At 40.6% G+C, this 21,115-nt stretch carries 25 protein-coding genes; 15 read left to right on the plus strand and 10 right to left on the minus strand.

Going from position 1 to position 21,115, the window contains the following annotated elements:
- The first annotated feature begins 44 nt into the window (after positions 1-44).
- A complete protein-coding gene (locus ACYQ3Q_RS11715) occupies positions 45-224 on the plus strand; it encodes a hypothetical protein (RefSeq protein WP_459928728.1) in 180 nt (59 codons plus the stop codon).
- 374 nt (positions 225-598) lie between these two features.
- Positions 599-1,480, plus strand: coding sequence for a DMT family transporter (locus ACYQ3Q_RS11720; protein WP_459928729.1), 882 nt, complete (start codon positions 599-601; stop codon positions 1,478-1,480).
- Positions 1,481-1,637: 157 nt separating this feature from the next.
- On the opposite strand, the gene ACYQ3Q_RS11725 is transcribed toward ACYQ3Q_RS11720, so the two are convergent.
- Positions 1,638-3,416: an L-lactate permease gene (locus ACYQ3Q_RS11725; RefSeq protein WP_459928730.1), complete on the minus strand. Its 1,779-nt coding sequence runs from the start codon at positions 3,414-3,416 to the stop codon at positions 1,638-1,640.
- Between the two features lie 758 nt (positions 3,417-4,174).
- Here ACYQ3Q_RS11725 and pckA point away from each other — a divergent pair.
- On the plus strand, positions 4,175-5,743 hold the full coding sequence (gene pckA, locus ACYQ3Q_RS11730; protein ID WP_459928731.1) for a phosphoenolpyruvate carboxykinase (ATP): 1,569 nt from the start codon (positions 4,175-4,177) through the stop codon (positions 5,741-5,743).
- 247 nt (positions 5,744-5,990) lie between these two features.
- Here the strand turns inward: pckA and ACYQ3Q_RS11735 are convergent, their stop codons facing one another.
- Positions 5,991-6,110 carry a DUF4023 domain-containing protein gene (locus ACYQ3Q_RS11735; protein ID WP_459928732.1) on the minus strand — a complete coding sequence of 40 codons (120 nt, stop codon included), beginning with the start codon at positions 6,108-6,110 and terminating at the stop codon, positions 5,991-5,993.
- 159 nt (positions 6,111-6,269) lie between these two features.
- Between ACYQ3Q_RS11735 and ACYQ3Q_RS11740 the strand changes: the two genes are divergently transcribed.
- Entirely contained in the window at positions 6,270-7,964 is a 1,695-nt protein-coding gene (locus ACYQ3Q_RS11740; protein WP_459928733.1) for a M3 family oligoendopeptidase, read from the plus strand.
- Positions 7,965-7,983: 19 nt separating this feature from the next.
- Here the strand turns inward: ACYQ3Q_RS11740 and ACYQ3Q_RS11745 are convergent, their stop codons facing one another.
- Positions 7,984-8,190: a hypothetical protein gene (locus ACYQ3Q_RS11745; protein ID WP_459928734.1), complete on the minus strand. Its 207-nt coding sequence runs from the start codon at positions 8,188-8,190 to the stop codon at positions 7,984-7,986.
- A gap of 474 nt (positions 8,191-8,664) precedes the next feature.
- Between ACYQ3Q_RS11745 and ACYQ3Q_RS11750 the strand changes: the two genes are divergently transcribed.
- A complete protein-coding gene (locus tag ACYQ3Q_RS11750) occupies positions 8,665-8,934 on the plus strand; it encodes a hypothetical protein (RefSeq protein ID WP_459928735.1) in 270 nt (89 codons plus the stop codon).
- Between the two features lie 342 nt (positions 8,935-9,276).
- Complete coding sequence (locus ACYQ3Q_RS11755; protein ID WP_459928736.1) at positions 9,277-9,564, plus strand: putative quinol monooxygenase; 288 nt, start codon at positions 9,277-9,279, stop codon at positions 9,562-9,564.
- Positions 9,565-9,718: 154 nt separating this feature from the next.
- Here ACYQ3Q_RS11755 and ACYQ3Q_RS11760 read toward each other — a convergent pair whose 3' ends face one another.
- From ACYQ3Q_RS11760 to ACYQ3Q_RS11770, 3 genes are all read right to left on the minus strand, one after another.
- The gene (locus ACYQ3Q_RS11760; protein WP_459928737.1) at positions 9,719-10,783 is read right to left on the minus strand and encodes an HD-GYP domain-containing protein; all 1,065 of its coding nucleotides are present in this window, start codon (positions 10,781-10,783) and stop codon (positions 9,719-9,721) included.
- A 199-nt stretch (positions 10,784-10,982) separates the two neighbouring features.
- The gene (locus tag ACYQ3Q_RS11765; protein WP_459928738.1) at positions 10,983-11,312 is read right to left on the minus strand and encodes a hypothetical protein; all 330 of its coding nucleotides are present in this window, start codon (positions 11,310-11,312) and stop codon (positions 10,983-10,985) included.
- Between the two features lie 87 nt (positions 11,313-11,399).
- Positions 11,400-11,624, minus strand: a complete 225-nt coding sequence (locus ACYQ3Q_RS11770) for a hypothetical protein (RefSeq protein ID WP_459928739.1) — start codon at positions 11,622-11,624, stop codon at positions 11,400-11,402.
- A gap of 299 nt (positions 11,625-11,923) precedes the next feature.
- Here ACYQ3Q_RS11770 and ACYQ3Q_RS11775 point away from each other — a divergent pair, with 299 nt between their 5' ends.
- Positions 11,924-12,598: an SOS response-associated peptidase gene (locus tag ACYQ3Q_RS11775; protein ID WP_459928740.1), complete on the plus strand. Its 675-nt coding sequence runs from the start codon at positions 11,924-11,926 to the stop codon at positions 12,596-12,598.
- 113 nt (positions 12,599-12,711) lie between these two features.
- On the opposite strand, the gene ACYQ3Q_RS11780 is transcribed toward ACYQ3Q_RS11775, so the two are convergent.
- Positions 12,712-12,978: a hypothetical protein gene (locus ACYQ3Q_RS11780; RefSeq protein WP_459928741.1), complete on the minus strand. Its 267-nt coding sequence runs from the start codon at positions 12,976-12,978 to the stop codon at positions 12,712-12,714.
- Positions 12,979-13,288: 310 nt separating this feature from the next.
- Here ACYQ3Q_RS11780 and ACYQ3Q_RS11785 point away from each other — a divergent pair, with 310 nt between their 5' ends.
- Entirely contained in the window at positions 13,289-13,717 is a 429-nt protein-coding gene (locus ACYQ3Q_RS11785) for a PhnD/SsuA/transferrin family substrate-binding protein (protein ID WP_459928742.1), read from the plus strand.
- Between the two features lie 129 nt (positions 13,718-13,846).
- Here ACYQ3Q_RS11785 and selD read toward each other — a convergent pair whose 3' ends face one another.
- On the minus strand, positions 13,847-14,875 hold the full coding sequence (selD, locus tag ACYQ3Q_RS11790) for a selenide, water dikinase SelD (RefSeq protein WP_459929030.1): 1,029 nt from the start codon (positions 14,873-14,875) through the stop codon (positions 13,847-13,849).
- Between the two features lie 113 nt (positions 14,876-14,988).
- Here selD and ACYQ3Q_RS11795 point away from each other — a divergent pair, with 113 nt between their 5' ends.
- On the plus strand, positions 14,989-15,948 hold the full coding sequence (locus ACYQ3Q_RS11795; protein WP_459928743.1) for a LysR family transcriptional regulator: 960 nt from the start codon (positions 14,989-14,991) through the stop codon (positions 15,946-15,948).
- 147 nt (positions 15,949-16,095) lie between these two features.
- Here ACYQ3Q_RS11795 and ACYQ3Q_RS11800 read toward each other — a convergent pair whose 3' ends face one another.
- Positions 16,096-16,377: a 4Fe-4S binding protein gene (locus ACYQ3Q_RS11800; RefSeq protein ID WP_459928744.1), complete on the minus strand. Its 282-nt coding sequence runs from the start codon at positions 16,375-16,377 to the stop codon at positions 16,096-16,098.
- Between the two features lie 549 nt (positions 16,378-16,926).
- On the opposite strand from ACYQ3Q_RS11800, the gene ACYQ3Q_RS11805 reads away from it, so the two are divergent.
- Together ACYQ3Q_RS11805 and tsoY are read left to right on the plus strand one after the other, a co-directional pair.
- The gene (locus tag ACYQ3Q_RS11805; protein ID WP_459928745.1) at positions 16,927-17,247 is read left to right on the plus strand and encodes a DsrE/DsrF/TusD sulfur relay family protein; all 321 of its coding nucleotides are present in this window, start codon (positions 16,927-16,929) and stop codon (positions 17,245-17,247) included.
- A gap of 58 nt (positions 17,248-17,305) precedes the next feature.
- A complete protein-coding gene (tsoY, locus tag ACYQ3Q_RS11810) occupies positions 17,306-18,424 on the plus strand; it encodes a selenoprotein TsoY (protein ID WP_459928746.1) in 1,119 nt (372 codons plus the stop codon).
- Between the two features lie 254 nt (positions 18,425-18,678).
- Here tsoY and ACYQ3Q_RS11815 read toward each other — a convergent pair whose 3' ends face one another.
- Positions 18,679-18,894 (minus strand): hypothetical protein, encoded by a 216-nt coding sequence (locus ACYQ3Q_RS11815; protein ID WP_459928747.1) that lies wholly within the window; start codon positions 18,892-18,894, stop codon positions 18,679-18,681.
- Positions 18,895-19,212: 318 nt separating this feature from the next.
- Here ACYQ3Q_RS11815 and ACYQ3Q_RS11820 point away from each other — a divergent pair, with 318 nt between their 5' ends.
- From ACYQ3Q_RS11820 to ACYQ3Q_RS11835, 4 genes are all read left to right on the plus strand, one after another.
- The gene (locus tag ACYQ3Q_RS11820) at positions 19,213-19,464 is read left to right on the plus strand and encodes an SHOCT domain-containing protein (RefSeq protein WP_459928748.1); all 252 of its coding nucleotides are present in this window, start codon (positions 19,213-19,215) and stop codon (positions 19,462-19,464) included.
- 205 nt (positions 19,465-19,669) lie between these two features.
- Positions 19,670-19,861 carry a hypothetical protein gene (locus ACYQ3Q_RS11825; RefSeq protein WP_459928749.1) on the plus strand — a complete coding sequence of 64 codons (192 nt, stop codon included), beginning with the start codon at positions 19,670-19,672 and terminating at the stop codon, positions 19,859-19,861.
- 300 nt (positions 19,862-20,161) lie between these two features.
- On the plus strand, positions 20,162-20,458 hold the full coding sequence (locus ACYQ3Q_RS11830) for a metal-sensitive transcriptional regulator (protein WP_459929031.1): 297 nt from the start codon (positions 20,162-20,164) through the stop codon (positions 20,456-20,458).
- 158 nt (positions 20,459-20,616) lie between these two features.
- The gene (locus ACYQ3Q_RS11835) at positions 20,617-21,018 is read left to right on the plus strand and encodes a prolipoprotein diacylglyceryl transferase family protein (protein WP_459928750.1); all 402 of its coding nucleotides are present in this window, start codon (positions 20,617-20,619) and stop codon (positions 21,016-21,018) included.
- Positions 21,019-21,115: the final 97 nt, after the last annotated feature.

The following is a 21,115-nucleotide window of genomic DNA, read 5'->3' on the forward strand; positions in this document are numbered from 1 at the left end:
GACACTAAACAGGGAACTGTTTAACTTTAAGCGGAGGTGTTACTGTGCGAGAATGGAAGGATTTAACCAAAGATGAGAAAGAGATCATTACAACAATGAAAACGCAGAATATTACCCCTGAAGAGCTCATCCAAAGGATGATAAACTCTGGGAGAATGAGTGAGCAGGCCATTGAAGGGTTAAAAAAGGCCCTTGAGGATGTCAAACCGTTTTTTGTACACTAGAAATTAAGTATAATTTAGTACATAAACTTAAAACTAGAGTTTGCTTAAATTAAACTTAGCAAACTTTAGTTTTAACCATGTGCGATAAGAAGTCTCCAACGCTATTTGATTTGATACGGTCTTTCGTTTGACAACTCTGCGTAGATAAAAGGTCTTTACGGCAACAAGTGCTAAAAGGGATAAGATAAACCCCTTCGGTTTTTCTTATCCCTTTTAATCGTCCTTAGTGTATTGCTTAGTAATCGAGAATTGGTTAATTCTAGGTTTAAAAAGTTCTTCGACGATATGAATCTTATTTATGTGTTTTATAGTATAATTCTTTCCAGAAGCTAAAAGCACTTTTGGTATTTACTATACTTTAGCGGGGGGTTATGATGATCGACATTGATAGTTCAAATTATTCTCAAGAAAGGCCAAGGGCTTTACTGCTTCTAGCTGTAACCGCAACATTATGGAGCCTCGGGGGATTACTTATAAAGTCTGTCGATACTAATCCGCTGGCTATTGCAGGTTCAAGAAGCGCCATCGCGGTGGTTTTATTCCTACTAGTACTAAAAAAACCTAAGCTTACCTGGTCTTTTGCTCAAATTGGGGCAGCTTTAGCCTATGCCGCGACCTCGATTTTGTTTGTTACAGCAACTAAAACAACGACTGCAGCAAACGCTGTTCTGCTTCAATTTACCGCACCAATCTATGTTGCCTTATTTAGTGCATGGCTATTAAAAGAAAAAACAAAGTTATTGGACTGGATAACGATTTTTCTCGTTATGGGCGGTATGGTCTTGTTTTTTTTAGATAATCTAAGTACTAAGAGTATGTTAGGGAATGGAATTGGGGCAGTGAGCGGTGTCACCTTCGCATTATTTATTATTTTCATGCGGATGCAAAAGGATGGGTCTCCGTTAGAATCTGTTTTGCTAGGAAATATAATCACCGCAGCAATCGGGCTCCCATTCTTAACCCAAGCTGTACCGGATACATCTGGATGGTTGTACTTAATGATTTTAGGTATTGTCCAGCTAGGGATACCCTATATTCTATTTTCTAAGGCCATAAAGCATGTAACAGCCTTGGAAGCAATTCTTATACCCGTTATCGAACCACTCTTGAATCCGGTCTGGGTATTTTTGCTGTTAGGCGAAGCTCCAGGACTTTTGGCCATGCTAGGTGGTTTCATTGTGCTTTTAGCGGTTACTGTGCGATGTATCCTAGCAGCACTGCCTTCTTCCACAAAAGAAGTGGCTCGTAGTAGCTAAGTCTGGACCAGGTTAAGCGAAAATATGGTCCAGGGTTTATGGTCTCCAGAGCGGTGGTTCGAGGCAAGCTAGGGCCGTTCTAAAACATAGTCAAAGGCTCCTCAGTTCACTGTGAACTGAGGAGCCTTTTAAATGATCTGTCATTATTCTAAGAGAATTATTTTGGAAGTTTGGAAAGTCTGCTATTATTAGTTGCAAGAATATAGATAACAACACTCCATATCGCTGCAACAATAATCGTTCCGGCATTAAAGAACCCTCTTTGCGCGGAATAGAGAATCGAATAACCAAGCGCTCCTGGGAGTAAAGCGTAATATGCGAATACGACCATTGTTTTACGAATAACATAGCCTTCTTTGCCAAGCAGACCCACAACAGCTGAAGCGGCGACAACGTTGTGTACGCAGATAACATTTCCTGCGGCTCCACCCACTGCTTGCAGTGCTACGATCCAAGTTGGGTCTACTAAAATTCGTTCCCCTACACCGAACTGGAACAAGGAGAACATCATGTTGGAAACCGTGTTACTTCCGGCAACGAATGCACCAAGTCCACCAATCAAAGGAGCAAAGATTGGCCATGCTGATCCAGCTAAACCAGCAACGGCTTCTGCGAGCACAATCGGCATACTATTAAGTCCAGCTGCTCCACCTTTCGAATTCATGAACACTTGAACCATTGGGACGGTGAAAATAAGCGCTGAACCTGCACCGAGCATCGTTATGGCTGAGGCTTTCCATGCTCTGGCATAACCAGTTCCATTCATCTTATGCAAGAAGTACGTAATAAGGGAGACTGCGATAAAGATAGTACCAGGTAAGTATAAAGGTTGAAAGGAGGCTGTGATGCCTGTTCCGAAAATTTTAGGCCAAGAAACGGTCCAACTCTTGAGCCAACCTGCGAAGGGTAAGAATGAGAGTCGAGAGAGAACAAGGAACGATCCAACGAGAACATATGGCATCCAAGCCATAACTCCGCTCATCTTAGTCTTAGCGGAAATATCCTTAATCTCAATTGAACCAGACCATTCGGGTTCCCATCTGTCTTTTGCTTCGAAATCCCAAGCTTCACCTTTTGGCATGAGGAAGCCATTCTTAGCAGCAGTAACAACAATCGCGAGACCTGTTAGTCCACCAAAAATGGAGGGAAATTCGGGTCCGAGTAAGTTAGCTGTGATAAGGTAAGGAATAGTCATGGCGAAGGCTGAGAAAATTGCAAATTTCCAAATTTTAAGGCCTTCACTGAAGGATCTGTTTTTACCAAAGTAGCGGGTCATGAAAGCCACGACGAAGAGAGGAATAAGGGCACCTGCAGCAAAGTGAAGGAAAGCAACTTTGGTAGCGATGGCTACTCCAATGAATGTATTCCACTCGGTAAATCCTAAAGAGGCGGCATAAGCCTGTAATTCGGGAGTTTTAAGTCCTGTACTGACTCCAACGAGCATCGGTGTTCCAACCGCTCCGAAAGAAACCGGGGTACTCTGAATCATCATTCCAGCGACGACGGCAGCCATAGCTGGGAAACCGAGTCCAACCATCAAAGGAACAGCAACAGCAGCAGGGGTACCGAACCCTGATGCACCTTCAATAAAGGAACCAAAGAGCCAAGCCACAATGATAACTTGAATTCTTCGATCGGCGGTGATTCCGGTGAAGCCTCTGCGAATGGCCTGAATCGCTCCACTTTCCTGTAATGTATTTAAGAGAAGAATGGCCCCAAAAATGATATATAAGAGTGTACCTGCAACAATAACTCCATTAACAGATGCTGCAGCTACTTGGGCACCAGGGATTTTCCAAACAAAAAGTGCGAGTACCACTGCTGTGATATACGAGATCGGCATAGCTTTGCTTGCGGGCCATTTCAACCCTACAAGAAATAATCCAACAACAGCAATAGGGAGTAAGGAAAGAAGGGCTAATAATCCATTGTTCATTAAGAAACCTCCTAATTTTTTTTAGATAAAATAAGTGCTTACTACGCGAATTTGGACGGATCACCCCCTTTTAAAAATAGGAAGCATTCAATGATTCTTAAGAACCGTTGAATGGTTGACCTATCATACCAGTAAGGTCAAAAAAAAATCATAGATCTGTGTAGACATATAGTATACTAAATCAAAAATATTTTCAATAATTGAGTTTATTTTCACTAATGAATAATTTAAATAGAAAGTTATAATATTTAGAAAAGTTTCATTTAGATTCTCTTATATAGCGTTTCACTAAATGAGCATATAAAAAAAGTTAGTTCAGCGTGTATTAACGCGCAAACTAACCTTAATCTTAGTTTTGGTACAGCGAGGATTTAATACTTTAGGCATTTTTCTAGCACTACACGTAAATTCATGGAAATAACCTTTAACGATTTAGAGTGATTATTATAACCTAACGTTTAGGTAAACTGAAATATTAAAATTAGCTTAACTCCTATCAAAAGACCCTACAGTTTCTGCGGTTGTTACGTTATTTGATTAGCTTTCAAGTCTTGCTATATGTTCGCCTAGCTGTCTCCTAGTCGGGACTCACCCTAAATAATTTATTTTTCCCAAGCAAAAACACTTGGAAAAGATAGGGTTTATCTGATAATATAGCCAATAGAGTGATTAATTCTTGAATGTCAGCAAATGGTTTAGAAACACAGATATTTAATTGGTTTGTTGATACATTTTTGAGATCTGGGGGGTTAATACAGATGGACACCAGTTCCCGTGTAAATCACCTGTTCGCTAAAAAGTCTCCTTTTGGCAGAAACTTGCCCGTAAGTAAACTAATCGAAATTGCCTTAGCGCGAAAGGAAGGAATACTCTCTGATACCGGAGCACTTTGTTGTACTACTGGAAACTACACAGGCCGCTCACCAAAAGACCGCTTTATTGTAGACGAGGCTTCTGTTCAAGGTCAAATAGCTTGGGGGAGTGTTAATAAGTCAATCAGCCCAGAGTATTTTGATAACCTATACCAACGAGCTCTGGCCTATTTAGAAACAAAGGAGTATTTTGTATTTGACGGGTTTGCTGGAGCAGATGCCAAATACAGTATACCGATAAGAGTGATTAATGAGTATGCCTGGCATAACATCTTTGTACAGCAGTTATTTATTAGACCAACCGTTGACCAATTGAAGGAGCATCAACCTGAATTCACGATGATTTGTACGCCAGGGCTAACAGCCGATCCTGCAACAGACGGTACTAACTCGGAAGCTTATATTATTCTTTCCCTTGAGAAAAAAGTTATTATCTTGGGGGGTACAGAGTACGCCGGTGAAATGAAAAAATCAATTTTTAGTGTACTTAATTACTTAATGCCGTTACGTGAAGTTTTACCTATGCATTGCTCGGCAAATGTTGGAGCCAACAGGGATGTTGCACTCTTCTTTGGTCTTTCAGGCACGGGCAAAACCACTCTGTCAGCTGATCCGCAGCGCAATCTGATTGGTGATGATGAGCACGGTTGGTCCAGAAACGGAGTCTTTAATTTTGAAGGAGGTTGCTATGCTAAATGCATTAACCTATCTCAAGAGCAGGAACCTCAAATTTGGAACGCCATTCGGTTCGGGACAGTTATTGAGAATGTTATAGTAAATACTGATTCTAGGGAGCCAGATTACAGTGACAACTCTCTTACTGAAAACACACGAGCCGGTTATCCTGTCACTTATATTGATAAGGCCTTAATACCGGGTCTGGCCGGCCATCCAGGTGTGGTTGTGTTTTTAACTGCGGATGCCTTTGGAGTATTACCGCCGATCGCGAAGCTTAACAAAGAGCAAGCCATGTATCATTTTCTATCTGGTTACACATCAAAGCTCGCTGGTACTGAGCGGGGAGTCACTGAACCCCAAGTGACATTTTCTACTTGTTTCGGGGAACCATTCTTACCATTAAACCCAGCCGTTTATGCGGAAATGTTGGGAAGTCGCATCCATGAACATAATTCTAAGGTATATTTAGTGAATACTGGCTGGTCCGGTGGACCGTATGGAGTTGGTAAACGCATGAACCTGGCTTATACCAGAGCTATAATAACAGCTGCTTTTAATGGAGAGTTAGAGAAGGTTCAATATAGTCCTGATCCTGTCTTTGGCATACTGATTCCAGAAGAGGTAACTGGGGTGCCAGTTGAAATCTTAACTCCACGTAATACTTGGGAAGATACTGAGGCTTATGACAAAACTGCACACTCTCTCGCGGAGAGCTTCCGCCAGAATTTTGCTAAATTTAAGGACGTTTCAGCCGATATCCGTTCCGCTGGTCCTTAAGCTCATTTGGCACTATTTTTATGGTATTCGAGTCAGTAGGGGTTTTACTGCGGCTTAACTTGTTTCAGGAATGGATCGTGAAAAGTATTTTTAATAGGGGAGGTGTGGCAATTCACACCTCTTTTTCTATACTAGTCAGGCCCACATGCCGCTACGCGGTAGCACTGAGGAATGCCTTGCCATCCCTTCAACTACGTCTTTTAGTGAAAAGGACCATGATCGACAAAGATCATGGTTCCGTGAGAGGTTATTTATTGGTGCTGTGCTGCTTATTGGGTAACTTTTTGCCGGGATTCCCTTTACCTTGATGCTTCTTATTTTCTTCGGCTTTCTCCTGTGTATCATGTATTTTCTCTACCTTATCCATCAATTACCCTCCTTGCTTAAGAACCTTTTCTTACTTTAACCACACGTCCTTCAAAACATGCAGTTACAAGCGAGGGTTTAAAACCCGCTTTGATTTTGTCGAATGAAAATTAGAATCCGTGAAATATTGACTATAAATAAGTCTAAGGAAGGTGCTACCATGAAGTTTAAGGAGTTCACTTATCAACGTCCGAATTTATTGGAAGTGGAAACCAAGTTTACGGATCTATTAGCTAAATTTGATCGGGCTGAAGATGTAGAGCAACAGGATCTGCTGATGGTAACAATTAATGAGTTAAGAAGTCAATTTGAGTCGATGGAGCAGCTTGTGCATATACGCCATACTGTTGATACGACTGACCCGTTCTACGAGGAGGAACAGACTTTCTTTGACGAAAAAACTCCGATTTATCAGGGCTTGATTTCCCGATATTATCGGTCTTTGGTCGATTCGAAATTCAGACAGGGCTTAGAAGAAAAGTGGGGAAAACAGCTTTTTGTCAAAGCTGATCTAACCCTTAAAACCTTTGCCCCAGAAATCATTGAAGACTTACAACAGGAAAACAAACTTTCCAGTGATTATACCAAGCTTATTGCTTCGGCTAAGATAATGTTTGAAGGGGAAGAAAGAAATCTACCTGGCTTGGTACCATTTCAGTTATCGACCGATCGAGAGATGCGGAAACGAGCCAATGCCGCCAAATACGCTTTCTTTACTGCTAATGAAGTGAAGCTGGACGAAATTTATGACGGTTTGGTTAAAGTTCGAACACGAATGGCCGAGAGGTTAGGGTTCAAAGACTTCATTGAGCTTGGGTATGCGCGAATGCTTCGCTCGGACTACACTCCAGATATGGTGGCAAACTTCCGTAAGCAAGTTGAAGACTCTATTGTTCCGGTGGCCAGTAAACTACGGGAACGACAAAGGAGACGGCTGGGGTCGGCGACTTTGCCTTATTATGATGAGAAGTTTAATTTTCAAACAGGCAATGCTTTGCCTCAAGGGAATCCAGAATGGATTGTGAACAATGGACGACGTATGTACAACGAGTTGTCAACAGAGACAGGCGAATTCTTTCAGTTTATGGTGGACAATGACTTGATGGATTTGGTTAGTAAAAAGGGTAAAGCAGGAGGCGGTTATTGTACGTTTATCAGTCAATACCAGGTGCCTTATATCTTCTCTAATTTTAACGGTACATCTGGCGATATAGATGTCTTGACGCATGAAGCCGGGCATGCTTTCCAAGTATATTGTAGTAAAAACTTTCAAATACCGGAATATCATTGGCCTACGTATGAGGCCTGTGAGATCCACTCGATGAGCATGGAGTTTTTTACATGGCCATGGATGGAACTTTTCTTCAAAGAAGACGCTGACAAATATAAATTCACCCACTTGAGTGATGCGTTACTCTTCATTCCTTATGGGGTTAGTGTTGATGAATTCCAGCATTTTGTCTATGCTCACCCAGAGGCTTCACCACAGGATAGGAAAGCAGCCTGGAGAGAGATCGAAAGGAAATACCTACCTCATCGCGACTATGAAGACAACGACTATCTGGAACGAGGTAGTTACTGGCATCAACAAGGGCATATTTTTGGGGATCCGTTTTATTACATAGATTACACCCTAGCCCAAATTTGCGCCTTCCAGTTCTGGAAAAGGTCCCGTGAAAATCGCGAATCGGCCTGGGCAGATTACCTGAGGCTTTGTCAGGCCGGGGGCAGTCAATCGTTTTTAAAACTGACTGAGTTAGCCAATTTGGTATCTCCATTTCAAGATGGCTGCATCACATCCGTAGTTAAAGTCATTGAAGACTGGCTCGATGGGGTAGACGATTCTCAGCTGTGATTTTTCAAAAAGACCTTTGCTAAACAGACAAAAGACTATCCGTATGGTAGGCTTTTGTCTGTTTTAATTTCATCACGTTATTCTTAATTACAACATTCTTTGTGACATCAGCTGACTCAGCAACGTTTGTATTAGGAAGGATGACTACAAATGGTAGCTTAGAGCCTGCAAACATGGTTAAGTATACGTAGGGGATCATTTTAGCATTGTCTGCGATAGTGCTCATGCTTTCAGGGGGACTAGCTGCCATGTAAACTGCCATTATCGTGTTTTAAATAAACAACTTAAAAACAAAAAACAGGACCAAAGCCCTATTAAGATGTGCTATTTGGACATTATGGAAAAAGTTAGAAAGTATTATACTTAACTTATTAGTAGCGAAGAAGGTGGGTACTTATTATTAAGTTTATAATTCCGTATCTGATCTGTCTAGCATTATATCTTGCCTTCAATTACGGAGCACATCTTGGAGATGAAAAAATTGACTAACGGGCGCCTGGAATAAGGCGCTTTCCTTTTGGATAACTATTGCAAATTAAGTGCTGATTTTTCGCTTCTGGGTTAAGATATATAAACCTAACTATTGAAGAAGTATCTGGCTTTGGTCCTATCTAAAATAGGACAGTTGGACATTACAGAACTGGGCAATATGAGATATTCTTCTTAAGAGACCAATAAAGAGAAAAAAGGAGAAAAAGAGATGGAATCCTTAACAATTGAGTATTTAAGCAATACATTCGAACGGGCTAAAGAACTTGATTACCGATTCGTAGGAATCCTAATAGAGATGGATGGCTTTGACAAGCCGGAAGTAATTATAAATCAGGTTGAGAATTTCGATAGTATTCTTGCTTACTACGAGAAGACTTACAACGAAAATCTAAACCATAAGTATGCTGAAGGGAAAAGAATTTCTGCATTTACTTTTGGCAATTCTTTTAGTGAGATTCAAGAGTATTTATTAGGATAAAGACCCATCGATTGTAGTTGCTCGAAATTTATAAAGGAAACGCCTGAAGGGGCGTTTTTTTATTTATTTGAAAGATATTCATTTATCAATATAAATATCGATGCTTGTATTGGGACGCTGCTTCCTTAGTTAGGTTAATTCTTAATATGGGAAAGTCGGGTAACGATAATGGTGGCTGCTCCTTTGAAGCAGGGCATAAATAAAAATACGATTAAAGTATCTTTCCAAAAACAGGAATCGAAAGGTTTTTATAGAAGATTATAGTAATAACTTACTCAACTTTCCAAAGATCGAAAGTTAGGTTTTAAACTATACTAATTTGAAGAAAGTGGGGGCGATACTATGATTAAGGTTATTGCTAAGCTAACCATTAAAAAGGGCATGGTCGAAGAATTCAAGAGCAGTATTCCTGAATTGGTAGCGGAAACTAGAAAAGAAGATGGATGTATTACATATCAGTTGTTTCAGGACGTTAAAAATAAAAGAGTACTTACATTTGTAGAGGAATGGGAGAGTATGGAGGCACTGCAAAGCCATATGAGTTCAAAACACTTTCAAGATGCGATGCCGAAACTAGCTGAACTTCAGGAAAAGGATATGGAACTTAGCGTTTGTACATTGGTTTTCTAAGGGTAATGAACTTGCTAGCTATTGTGTGTGGAAAACGACCCCGTGGGTAGGCCCGATCTATGAGGCCCTACCCAGGTGTATTTATTACAGGAGAGGCGCTTAAAGAAGGCCTCTCTTTTTTTGTTGTATTCATATGCTCGGCATGGGTTGTGCCTTATTCTAATATACTCTCAATAAAAGTAGTATTCATCTCCACAAGGTTATACTCTCTGGCTTTAACAGAGGCACTTAAAGTATCATCACCTGCTAAAACCCTAATAATCGGTCTCATTGGTAGACTTTTATTTTGATCCACTACAATACCAACTTCTCCAGTATTGAGTTTAACCGTACATCCAGTTGGATAGGCAGCCACATGTTTTAAGAACATTACAACAAGATCTGGGTGAAAAAGTATTCCCGAACTCCCCATTACAATTTCGCAAGCCACATGCGGTAATACTTTTTGATGTCCAGGCGCTCCATTCACCAAGTTATCATAAAAATCAGCAAGACCGACAATTTGAGCTAGGTGATGAATACGCTTCCCGCTCAATTGACGGGGATATCCGCTGCCGTTTATCCGTTCGTGATGTTGTAAAGCGACATGGGCACTTAAAAGACTGAGCTCGCGTTTAGCTTTTATAATCTCAAAGCCATTCGTAGTGTGAGTTTGATAAAGAGAAGTTTCCTGAGATGATAAGGGATCTCTTTTGTGAATAAGCTGTTTCGGCAGTTTTACTGTGCCGATATCATGCATTAAAGCACCGATGGCCAGCGCCTCCAAGTTCGTCCTATCTAACCCTAGAGCCTTACCTATAACTGTAGCAAGCACACACACACTGACCGCGTGTGAGAACATTTGGTTGTCGAAACTGCGCATATCCACGAGGCTTAAAAAAATTTCTTTCTGGTAAAGAATATCTTCTACAATATTGTTAATGGCCTTTTTTACTTCAAAGCCATTAAAATCTTTACCTAGCCTGACTGCTTGACTCGACTGTTCGAAGGATATGATTGCCTCTCGACGATGGTCCTCTGATACAACATCCTCGATAATAATATCTTGTGTTTCTTCATCATCAATGTAGACTATACTTATTCCTAGCTCTCTTAATCGAGCAATGTAAGGTAAAGTGAGAAGGACTCCTCGTCCCAGCAATACTCGACCCTGCCCAGAATAAATCGTCCGACCCATCATATCTCCTACTTTAAGACTGTTCACACTTACTTGTCGCATCAGTAAGACACTCCTTCAAATAACCTAAAACCCAATATTAATACTTGGCAATTATAAAACAACTGATCTGCATAATCCACCTTTCTAGGCATGTGGGGAATAAGGTCCCTAAACGAGTAGGAGTTTCGTCCTAGTCGCAAGCAGCACATAGGGGATAATAGCTCTGGACATTAATTTCTGTTAGTATAGACAATATGCGTTATAGCTCTAAAGGTGGCTGTGCAGTCCAATAGTTGCATTTTATAATTGTATAATACACCGCATTATATTTGTTCCCACTATAACATCGGATTTGGTTGATCTTTTCCGACTTCAGATGTTCTCCGTTCCTATAACGGACTTCATCGCGAACACGGAGTGTGCCTTGCAGCACCTTGACATAGGCTACGAGGGCTCCGTTTGGATCATGACGTAGCTTATAAACCCGACCGGCAAAGGTTCCCTCACTTACATACTCAGTATAGGTTAATGTCTCGAGTGTCTGAAGGAATTCAAGAACACCGAGATCAAGTAAGGCCGAACCAGTCATAACAGGAAAGATAAAGATTACTTAAGACATAAACAGGAACTAGAAATCGAGTTTGCTTCGCGAAGAGAACCGGAATTATTTATATAATTATTCAACGACTGATATTTGGACTTTGACTACTTCGCAACTTATACGCTTACCCCTAATTTGTTCTGCATAACCGCTAGCGTTATCGAAGGAGAGATAAGCTGCCATACTTAAATTAAGTGTCGTTCGCAATTTAACTTTGTTACTGATCCCTCCACCTAACCAATATGAACCATCCTCTAATAAAATTGCATAGACAAGCTCTTTATCCTTGATTGGTTGCACATTATCACTCCTACAAACTTTATCCCAACTGTATTATAGTTATGTTATTACATAGAAGGTCCTATTGGAACCCGTATTAATGTTTCTGGAGGAAAAAATGAATAAGAAATCTAAGCTAGTTCGTAAGGCAAGAACAAGGTCTCTCTTCAATACGGGTACTCGCCCCCATAAATCTAATAAGGACTATACCCGAAAAATGAAATACAAGGAAACTATCTTGAGAGATGGGGAAGAGAATAACTGACCAAATTTCGAGGGACATTCATAGGGTATTCATCACCGAGAAAGGGCGAAAGCTTATGTGTGGCCGATATTCCTTTTCCAAACCAGAAGATATTAGGGACCGTTTTGACCTAGTTCAACTTGAATTTGAGTTTGGGCCACGCTATAACATTGCTCCCTCTCAAACAGTTCCTGTAGTGATCCAACAAAATAGGTGCAATCGATTACTGATGTTAAGATGGGGTTTGATACCCTATTGGGCAAAAGATATGAGTATCGGGAGCAAGTTGATTAATGCCCGAGCGGAAACATTGGAGGAAAAGCCGAGTTTTCGCAAGACGCTTGAGCAAAAGCGTTGTCTGGTCTTGGCAGACGGCTTCTACGAGTGGAAAAAAGAAGGTCGTGTCAAGAAACCCTTTAGAATCACGCTGCATGATGGCAGACCATTTGCTTTCGCTGGTCTGTGGGATTCTTGGTTGTCACCGACAGGCCAAACTATAAACTCCTGTGTGATCATTACGACTACGCCTAATAAGTTGATGGAACCAATACACAACAGAATGCCTGTAATATTACCACAGGACATGGAGTCGCTTTGGCTGGATGCGGATGTTACCTCTAGCCGCGAAGTGAAAGGGTTGTTGAGGCCTTTTTCGGCGGAAGGGATGGTTGCTTACGAGGTATCACCGCAGGTGAATTCTCCACATAATGATATACCAGAATGTGTGATTCCAGTAAGTAGACTATTTTAGCCAGATCCTATACAGGCTATCCGTAATGCCTCCAAAATGATAAGCCAAAGTCCCTAGCCATTAAGACTAGGGACTTTGGATATTGTAAAACAGTTACTAGTGTCCGAAACTAATTAAGTAATTATATAACGCCTCCATGGAATTCGGCCCGGATCTATTTGTGCAAGAAAATTCACTATTTCTTTTTTACCATTGTAAGTTGCGTTTCCTTGCGAGTCTTTGCCCATTAGGATGATTGGCATACCTGGAAAAACATGACTATAAGCATTTCTGGCTTCTTGGATTTCGCTGTTGCTCTGGATTATATGAGGTTTAACCACAACAATAGCAAAAGTAATATCCTGTTCCTTAACGATGGCACCTTCGATTTGATAACTCATAGTATTACCCCCTTAATGAATACGAGTTTTGGCTTTGTCTAACCCCAACTCACAAAATTCGACACAAAAAGAGAAACCCCTCTTAATTTTAAATATTTAAAGTGGTTACGAATCTCAAGAAGTCTATGTATGCATAAATCAGAGCCTTCTCTATAAAATCGCAGAATACTTTATACGTTTCCATTTAGTTCACATATCGTTGAGTGGTAGCAGGTTTAGCATGTCCAAGTTCATCCTGGATAAATCATAGGTTGGGCGCTATTCTTGTACAAGCTTTACGTTGAAATTAATAGGAAAGTGAGTTAATTTTATGAAGATGCTACCTCGTATAGTTTTATTATGCACAGCGATACTTGCAGTCGTGATATTGAACGGATGTGGCAAGGCAGAAACTCCGCAACATGTAACCCTTTCCAACTTACAACCCCTAGACAATCCGTCAAAGTCAACTCAGGATGGTTTACGCGTGGCGTTGGCTGTGGGGTTGTCTCCAAGCCAGAGTATTGCTCGATATCAGGCTTTAACTCATTATTTATCAGAAACGTTAAATCGACCAGTCGAGTTGGTACAGAGGAAAAGCTATAAAGAAGTTGATGATTTGATCCAAGAAGGAAAAGTGGATATTGCCTTTGTTTGTTCATCGTCGTATGTTATAGGGCATGAGCAATTTGGAGAGCGACTATTGCCACTGGAAAAATTGGTGGTAGTGCGTCGTTCTATGATACTTGGGTCAATTTAGAGAAAGTGTAATATAACTGAAGCAGACGTGGATCGTTGATCCACGTCTGCTTCAATCTAAGCTTGTTTTTCTAGGACGGTCGCCCATATCAATAAGTTCTTTCTTTGTTCTTCCTAATTTTCCTCTGCCCTACCCCCGTCGAACTTTAATCGGGAAATCATTACGTTTACTAACATAGCCTATAATATTTGCGGCAAGAGTTTTCGCTTGGGTTAGCTCAGAAATCAGTGCATTAGCCACCTCTGCAGGAACGGCCATCAGTAAACCACCAGAGGTTTGGGCATCAAATAGAACCATTTGTTCAAGTAATGTTATTTTTTCTTCCCATTGGACTTGATCACCTAAATAGCGAGCATTCGAATGGGTTCCGCTGGAAATTCCCCCATATTTAAGAATATCCCAAACTTGGGGTAAAATCGGTAGCTTGTCATAATCAAGCATCACGGATAAATCCGGATTTAACATCTCTCTGAGATGGCCTAACAGGCCGAACCCCGAAACGTCCGTACAGGCATGGACAGGAAACGACTGCATAACTTGAGCAGCCTTGAGGTTAAGTTCCAACATGACTGCGGTTAAAGCGGCTTCTACCTCATCTCCCACAATCCCAGAATCAATCCCTGCGGACAAAATCCCAGTGCCTAGAGGTTTTGTCAAAATTAAAGCATCCCCGCCAAGAGCACCGCTTTTGCGGATCAATTTTTGTGGATGAACGAGACCTGTTACCGAAAGGCCATACTTTGGTGAAGCATCATCCACAGAATGCCCACCGACAATGGAAAACCCAGCTTCCGCAGCTTTCGCAGCACCTCCGGCTAAAATGGCTCCTAAGGTTTCCATGGGCATCGTTTTGATCGGAAAGCTGACGATATTCAAAGCGAATATCGGTTTGGCTCCCATAGCATAAATATCGCTGATCGCATTGGCTGCTGCAATGGCGCCAAATGAATAAGGGTCATCAACGACAGGAGTAATGAAATCCAGAGTTTGTACAATGGCGAGATTTTCATTAATACTATAAGTAGCCGCGTCATCATCCAGTCCAGACAGCAAACCTGGAACGTTCTGCTTGGGTATATAGGATAAAAGAATGCTTAGGTCCTCCGGACCTATTTTACAAGCTCAGCCAGATCCAGGAGAATAATTGGTTAAACGAATTAAACGGTTGAAATCAGCCAATTGCCTTGCCTCCTTATCTATTTTAGCGTATCATATTTCATATATAATTGAAATGCAACTTAGTTATAATCCCTATGCGAAAGGAGTATAGCGTGGACATTCAGCATTTAAGAGCCTTTTATGAAGTCGCGCGCTGGCGGAGTTTTTCTAAGGCCGCTAAAGAACTTTATCTAAGCCAACCTGCGGTCTCCCGACAGATATCTTCTTTGGAAGCAGAAATTGGATTAACGCTATTTGTACGTATGGCGAATCATATCTCCCTGACCGAAGCAGGGCGGAAACTCTTGGCCTATGCTGAAGAGATTATTCGAACTCTAGAGCAAGCAAACCGAACCATTCAAGATCTGCGAGATTTGCGCCAGGGAACGGTTACGGTAGCGGCGGATAGTTATTTGAGCAATTACTTCTTACCTCGCTTCGCGGGGGAATTCCACCGTCGTTATCCAAGTTTACAACTTCAGATTCGTTCTCATCCTCATGGTGATTTATATAATCTTCTAGCAGGCGGTGAGATCGACCTCGCCTTCTTTTGCGAGGTGGAACCAGCAGAGAATTTACCTCTGACCCTTGAACCACTATACCAAGAAAGACTATTCTTAGTCACTTCGGCGAAATCCACCTTAAGATCTACCTTGAAAACCATGGATATAGCTGACGTCGTGACGTTCATGGATAAACAGAAAAACACAGAAATGACTGGTTTCCCTAATATCACTAGAATCGCCGAAGTAATTGCTGAGTATTCTCCCTTTCTTTTTCCTCCCTTAACTTACTTGTTTTCAAAGTATAAAGAGTTTCTTCCCGAGGAGCTAACACCTGCTGATGCTCCATTAACCGTTGACTCCCTAGAAGGAATTAAAACTCTTCTGCTTAATGGTTCTGGTTGTAGTATTTTACCGGAAAGTTTAATAAAGCTAGAATTAGAGCAGGGAGTCCTGCAAGGAGTTCCCTTGAATTGCACTTACCCAGTAATTTTAACATACCCTAAAGATTTTCGGTTACCCCATCCGGCCCTTTTGTTTATTGGAGTCATTCATAAATTAATAAAATAGGAATTATGGGCGGACCTTTAATAGGCATCCTATCCATAAAAAAAGCTTGCTGATAATTTTAAAATCTCAGTAAGCCTTTTTTGTATCGTGGGTCACCTAATCCCAAAGGAACTCTACCTTTACCGAAACAGAAAATTGACCACCCATTTATCCCACAATAGTAGTTACAGTAAGCAGCCTAACAAAAGGCTTACCTATTAGATAAAAATCACCCCAGACAGGTGGCTGCTGAATAGCAAGCATAGTCATTAGTAATACTAGCCAACCTAAGCGAAAGGCTGGATGACGAAAAAATGGGGGGACTTCTTTGCGAATGCTGGATCTTTTTAAAATACTATCCCAAAAACTTCCTCGTGGGCACATCCAATCGCACCAGTACCTACCTTTAACTATTCCCATACCCATAGCCCCAAGCATACAAAATACCATAAAGTACCCTAAAGGCGGATAAAACCAACCGCCGAACAACAAGACAATAAAAAGTAAACCAATCCAATTTTGTAGTTCTTATGGGTTCCTACAAAAGTACTAACTGAATCCATTTAAACTACCTCCTTGTTATAATAATCAACTTCACGTTGATGGATTAGAGCTTAAAGATCAGCATGAATGAATTGATAATTCTAATGCATAGTTTGCATAGATTTTATGCGTTTGAGTTATAAGAAATGGGCGTTTTCAATGTGGCTAGGGTATATCTATTGTGTAATGCGCTATGTAACCGGGCCACTTCTCGAATACTCTTCACTGCCGAATATCCACAGATTATACCTGACTTGCATAACATCTATGATAACAATGCATAACCATTATGGCGTGTAGTATGGTAACATATCATTAAGCAAGAAGGACAATAAATTTTAACCAAGCAAAAATGCCAGCTTGACAAACCAAACGATGGAATTGTGTAAGACGTGTCTGAAAGCAAAGGGTTTTGTAGAGGATTCTATTTTTAATAATGGAGGAGAGATATAAATTATGAAACTAGGACTTATTCTGGAAACAAAAGAATTAGAAAAAGCCTGGAACGCCTTCAGATTTGCTAACACTGCCTTAAAGAATGGCCATGAAGTTCAAGTATTCCTAATGGGGGAAGCAGTAGAATGTGAGAACCTTATTCACGAGAAGTTTGATGTGGCTGGAGAGATAAAGACTTATTCAGAAGCCGGCGGAGAAATATTGGCGTGCGGAACTTGTCTAAGGGCACGTAACCTTGGCGGCACGGATGTTTGCCCTATTTCAACGATGGTTGACTGTCTTGACATGGTTGAGTGGGCGGATAAGGTAGTGACTTTTTAGGAGAATGCAATAATTGTACAAGGTTTCTCAACTGAATTGTTGTTAGGGAGGAAGTATTTTGAAGTTCTCACCATTTAATTTCCAAGCGCCCTTAGCTGCTGGGGGCATCACACTGATGGCCTTCAGCTATCTGCAGTTTGCAGTGCCTCATGGAAACGGATTAATTAAGCTCTCAGATATCCCTTGGGCAAGTTTGACAGCAATGCAAACTAGCATGTATGTTCCTTTAATCGGGATTATGTTGGTATTCACTATATTAAACTTACTTTCTATTGTAGTTTTTTCAAAAGACCTCATTCAATGGCTTGCCACTAAGCAAGATTACCAAGAGTTTATGAGTGGCCCACCATCAAGAATTACAGGCATTTTTGTACCCATTGCCTCCCTGTCTATGACTATGAATGTGATTTTAGCTCCGTTGGCTTTTTTTGTTCCGCAATTATCAGCTAATATCCAAGTAGTGATGTTGCCTGGCTTAATCATGTTTGGATTTCTTTTGTTGATGCTTTTCAAGCTTGAATTTACGGTTCTTAAAAGCTGGTTAAGCCAGCCGTTGGATGTCACTAAATTAAATTTCGTCTGGCTACTTGATGTTTTTGCATTTGGTTTAGTGAATTTAACCGGAGCAGGAATAGCCTCCATGGCAAGCAACAGAGAGATTGCATCGATAGCAGCGGTTGCATCCTTGTTAGCCTTAAGTATAGGTTCTTTCTTACTTGTAATTAAACTCACTTATTTGATTTACCAACAGATAAAATCCAGCAAATTACCGGATAATCAGATACAACCTGCGTTTTTTTTAGTAGTTCCAATTACTTGTCTGTATGGAATAAGTTATTACAAAATCATGCTATACTTACAAACGTGGTTTTCGTTTGATATTAAAGTTGCATCGTTCTTTTTTATCACATTTTCTTACGTCATAGCCATTGGTTGGGCTATATTTACAGTATATTTAATCAGTGATTACTTTAAAAATTATTTTTATAAAAGTGACTATTTCCCGACTCAGTGGGCTATGGTTTGAGCGTTAGTTGGCTCCCAAGTTTTGGGGGTTTACGTATTCGGAAATTATTATCCAAGTGTCATACTTTCGATTGTGAACTATGCAAGTATAGTGTTGGCATCAATTATTTACAGCTTTGTTTTTGTTAAATTTTATCAAGCAAATAAGTAAATCGCTTAAATTATATCCAGCACACAAATTGTAATGAAGCCCAAATTGTTTGACAGAATGTATATCTACGCTCTGTCTTTTTGTTCTCATTTGAATCGTTTAACAATTGAACTTGAATCAAAAATTAAACATTATGAAATTAACTTAAAAGAAAAGACCCAAGGGCTGCCTCAATGCTTTAATCACGTTCTAACGAACTGAATAAAGACAAAAGATAGGATTTTTCAGCCAATGGACCTTAAGTTGGTATTGGGTTATTGGGTAATCAAATCATTATTCATGTTTAATTCATTGCAAATCGGTATCTGAGCACACTGAGATACGCCTTTATCCATTGTTTGAGCACATTGTGCTACAGCTTGACCACCCTTATTTGTAGCCATTTGGGATACTGCTGTAGATGCAAAAGCGGCGTTGGAGAAAGCCATAATCATAAATCCAGTTGTAATTATTGTGAAAATCTTTTTCATTATTATTACCTCCATCTTTTTCTTGGGACAAGTTATAGATGAACTATAACGGATTTAAATGAAAAACTAATGAATAAGTTGTGAATAACTTATGAATATAACGAGGTGGCCATGGTTTTTTGTATTCTCAGAAGGGGAAGGCAGAAGTACGTGTTTTACAGAAAAGATGATTATACTAGTCTGTAGTGCAATCGTAATTTCAGTTATGGGTTAGTGATGCAATGCTCGTTACTAGAGAACTCATCCCACATAATAGACTAGGTATCTAGAGATAATATGTTGGAGTTTATAAAGTTAATTTGAAGGAGGAATTTCTATATGATGGGTGGTTGGGGGTATGGTGGTTATGGAAGTAGCGGCTATGGGATGCCGGGGATTGGAATGCACTTCATCTTCTGGATTGGGATTATTTTACTGGGAATCTATATATTTCGACATATTGTTCCTCACAATCATACCGGAGGGCTAAGTAAGCATAGTGGAATGGACATCTTGCGTGAACGATATGCGCGTGGTGAAATAGATTCCGCAGAGTATCAGAGCCGAAAAAAGGTTCTAGAGGGTAAATGAACAGAAAACATAAAAGACGCTGAGGATTTTAGGCGGTTGGGACAGAATATTCACAAATTCACAGGATCCTCACAGCTTGTTCACATTGGTTCGATACAATTCGAATAGGCAAGACATCGTCATATGGGCTACCACAAAAAAGATGGATTAAGGTGAAATGTTCAGAAAACGATTGTACATACCGAAGAAAGGAGGTGTAGCTTTCATGATGGGAATGAGTGGAGTGTCAGGTGCTGGCAGTATGCCGAGAAATTGTGGGATGCAAGGGATGCATGGAAATTCGCAAACTAAACAAGCTCTTAAAGCGGATGATCTTGCAGCAAAACAACAACAAACCAATCAAACCACTGAAATAACTAAAGGGATACAAGGCAGTAAAGTTGATATAAGGCAGTAAAGTTGATATAAGGATTTGATACTTTATCAAAAATATTAGGTAATCGGAAAAAGGGTAGTGTCTCCACAGGGAGTTACTGCCCCTTGCACATAGATTTTACTTCTGATTAGAAATTCACAAGTTATTTATAAGTTTATCGTATCGTAAAGTCATACTAAGTACAGGAAACCAATTTTATGAGTATACCCATTGTGGTTGCTTTTTTTAAACTTGAATATATAGGGTAGCCCCCTATACTATATTTAGAATGGTGGTAAGTAAATGAACGGATTGGTTAAAGAAATTTCATGTTGCCAAGATATGACGGAAAAAGACCGTCATATCCGGAGTCATCATGACGAAAAGACGATTCACCAGCTCATCGCCCGGATGAACCGGATCGAGGGTCAAATTCGGGGCATTAAAGGAATGATTGAGCGTCGAGATTATTGTGATGATGTCTTAAATCAGATCTCCTCCGCCCAGGCTGCCCTCGACGGGGTATCCAAGTTGCTTTTGGAAAAACACATGAAATCGTGTGTGTGGGAACGATTAGAAACTGGTGACACAGAGGTAGTGGACGAAGTACTAAAAACGGTGTTTCGCATGATGAGATAATCATCTGTAAAGAATAGACAGCAAAAGGGTCTATGACAGATTGCTAGTTGGAGGGAAACGTTATGAGTGAAACAACAAGAAGCGAACATTTGGCACAGTTAAGTTTGCCGGTTCAGGGTGTGGCGCAACCGATATGAACTTACTCTACGCAACAGGGATTGGGGCATCTTAACCAAGGGTTTGGCCTAGTTTATCCTCCAGGCACCCCGGCTGATGAGGCCTATGGAAACCAACCCTTATGGCCAGCTGAGGTATGGGAAGGGCAATGGGACATGATTGTTTTTGCACTGATCATAATCCTTCCGCGTTGGCTCAAACTGCCCAGGGGCATCCTCTTTATAACCTATATTGTGCTTTATTCACTGGGACGGTTCGGATTAGGCCAGGGCATGATGGGTGGTGGCTATGATGCAAAAAGCTTAGGTGTTGATCTAACAAACGGTGAGGTTACCACATCAGATCAAGTAGTAGCCATTACGAAGGCTTATACTCAAAAAACTAACCAGGACGTTGTGGTGGGCGAGCTTCATGAATTTGTAAATGGATTTGATAATATGTAGGAAACAATGGCATGTTAGAGTTGTAGCTGCAGGTTCCTGAAAGGCGTATAAAGAGAGGGACATTGACTAAAGACTATACGGGTGATCCTAAACAACG

Source organism: Desulfosporosinus burensis (assembly GCF_054657535.1).

Excerpts from the sequence above, each read along its gene's own strand:
- ACYQ3Q_RS11720 (WP_459928729.1), top strand. The coding sequence starts at position 599 with ATGATCGACATTGATAGTTCAAATTATTCTCAAGAAAGGCCAAGGGCT.
- ACYQ3Q_RS11725 (WP_459928730.1), bottom strand. The coding sequence starts at position 3,416 with ATGAACAATGGATTATTAGCCCTTCTTTCCTTACTCCCTATTGCTGTT.
- pckA (WP_459928731.1), top strand. The coding sequence starts at position 4,175 with ATGGACACCAGTTCCCGTGTAAATCACCTGTTCGCTAAAAAGTCTCCT.
- ACYQ3Q_RS11735 (WP_459928732.1), bottom strand. The coding sequence starts at position 6,110 with ATGGATAAGGTAGAGAAAATACATGATACACAGGAGAAAGCCGAAGAA.
- ACYQ3Q_RS11740 (WP_459928733.1), top strand. The coding sequence starts at position 6,270 with ATGAAGTTTAAGGAGTTCACTTATCAACGTCCGAATTTATTGGAAGTG.
- ACYQ3Q_RS11745 (WP_459928734.1), bottom strand. The coding sequence starts at position 8,190 with ATGAGCACTATCGCAGACAATGCTAAAATGATCCCCTACGTATACTTA.
- ACYQ3Q_RS11750 (WP_459928735.1), top strand. The coding sequence starts at position 8,665 with ATGGAATCCTTAACAATTGAGTATTTAAGCAATACATTCGAACGGGCT.
- ACYQ3Q_RS11755 (WP_459928736.1), top strand. The coding sequence starts at position 9,277 with ATGATTAAGGTTATTGCTAAGCTAACCATTAAAAAGGGCATGGTCGAA.
- ACYQ3Q_RS11760 (WP_459928737.1), bottom strand. The coding sequence starts at position 10,783 with ATGCGACAAGTAAGTGTGAACAGTCTTAAAGTAGGAGATATGATGGGT.
- ACYQ3Q_RS11765 (WP_459928738.1), bottom strand. The coding sequence starts at position 11,312 with ATGACTGGTTCGGCCTTACTTGATCTCGGTGTTCTTGAATTCCTTCAG.
- ACYQ3Q_RS11775 (WP_459928740.1), top strand. The coding sequence starts at position 11,924 with ATGTGTGGCCGATATTCCTTTTCCAAACCAGAAGATATTAGGGACCGT.
- ACYQ3Q_RS11780 (WP_459928741.1), bottom strand. The coding sequence starts at position 12,978 with ATGAGTTATCAAATCGAAGGTGCCATCGTTAAGGAACAGGATATTACT.
- ACYQ3Q_RS11785 (WP_459928742.1), top strand. The coding sequence starts at position 13,289 with ATGAAGATGCTACCTCGTATAGTTTTATTATGCACAGCGATACTTGCA.
- ACYQ3Q_RS11800 (WP_459928744.1), bottom strand. The coding sequence starts at position 16,377 with ATGGTATTTTGTATGCTTGGGGCTATGGGTATGGGAATAGTTAAAGGT.
- ACYQ3Q_RS11805 (WP_459928745.1), top strand. The coding sequence starts at position 16,927 with ATGAAACTAGGACTTATTCTGGAAACAAAAGAATTAGAAAAAGCCTGG.
- ACYQ3Q_RS11815 (WP_459928747.1), bottom strand. The coding sequence starts at position 18,894 with ATGAAAAAGATTTTCACAATAATTACAACTGGATTTATGATTATGGCT.
- ACYQ3Q_RS11820 (WP_459928748.1), top strand. The coding sequence starts at position 19,213 with ATGATGGGTGGTTGGGGGTATGGTGGTTATGGAAGTAGCGGCTATGGG.
- ACYQ3Q_RS11825 (WP_459928749.1), top strand. The coding sequence starts at position 19,670 with ATGATGGGAATGAGTGGAGTGTCAGGTGCTGGCAGTATGCCGAGAAAT.
- ACYQ3Q_RS11830 (WP_459929031.1), top strand. The coding sequence starts at position 20,162 with ATGACGGAAAAAGACCGTCATATCCGGAGTCATCATGACGAAAAGACG.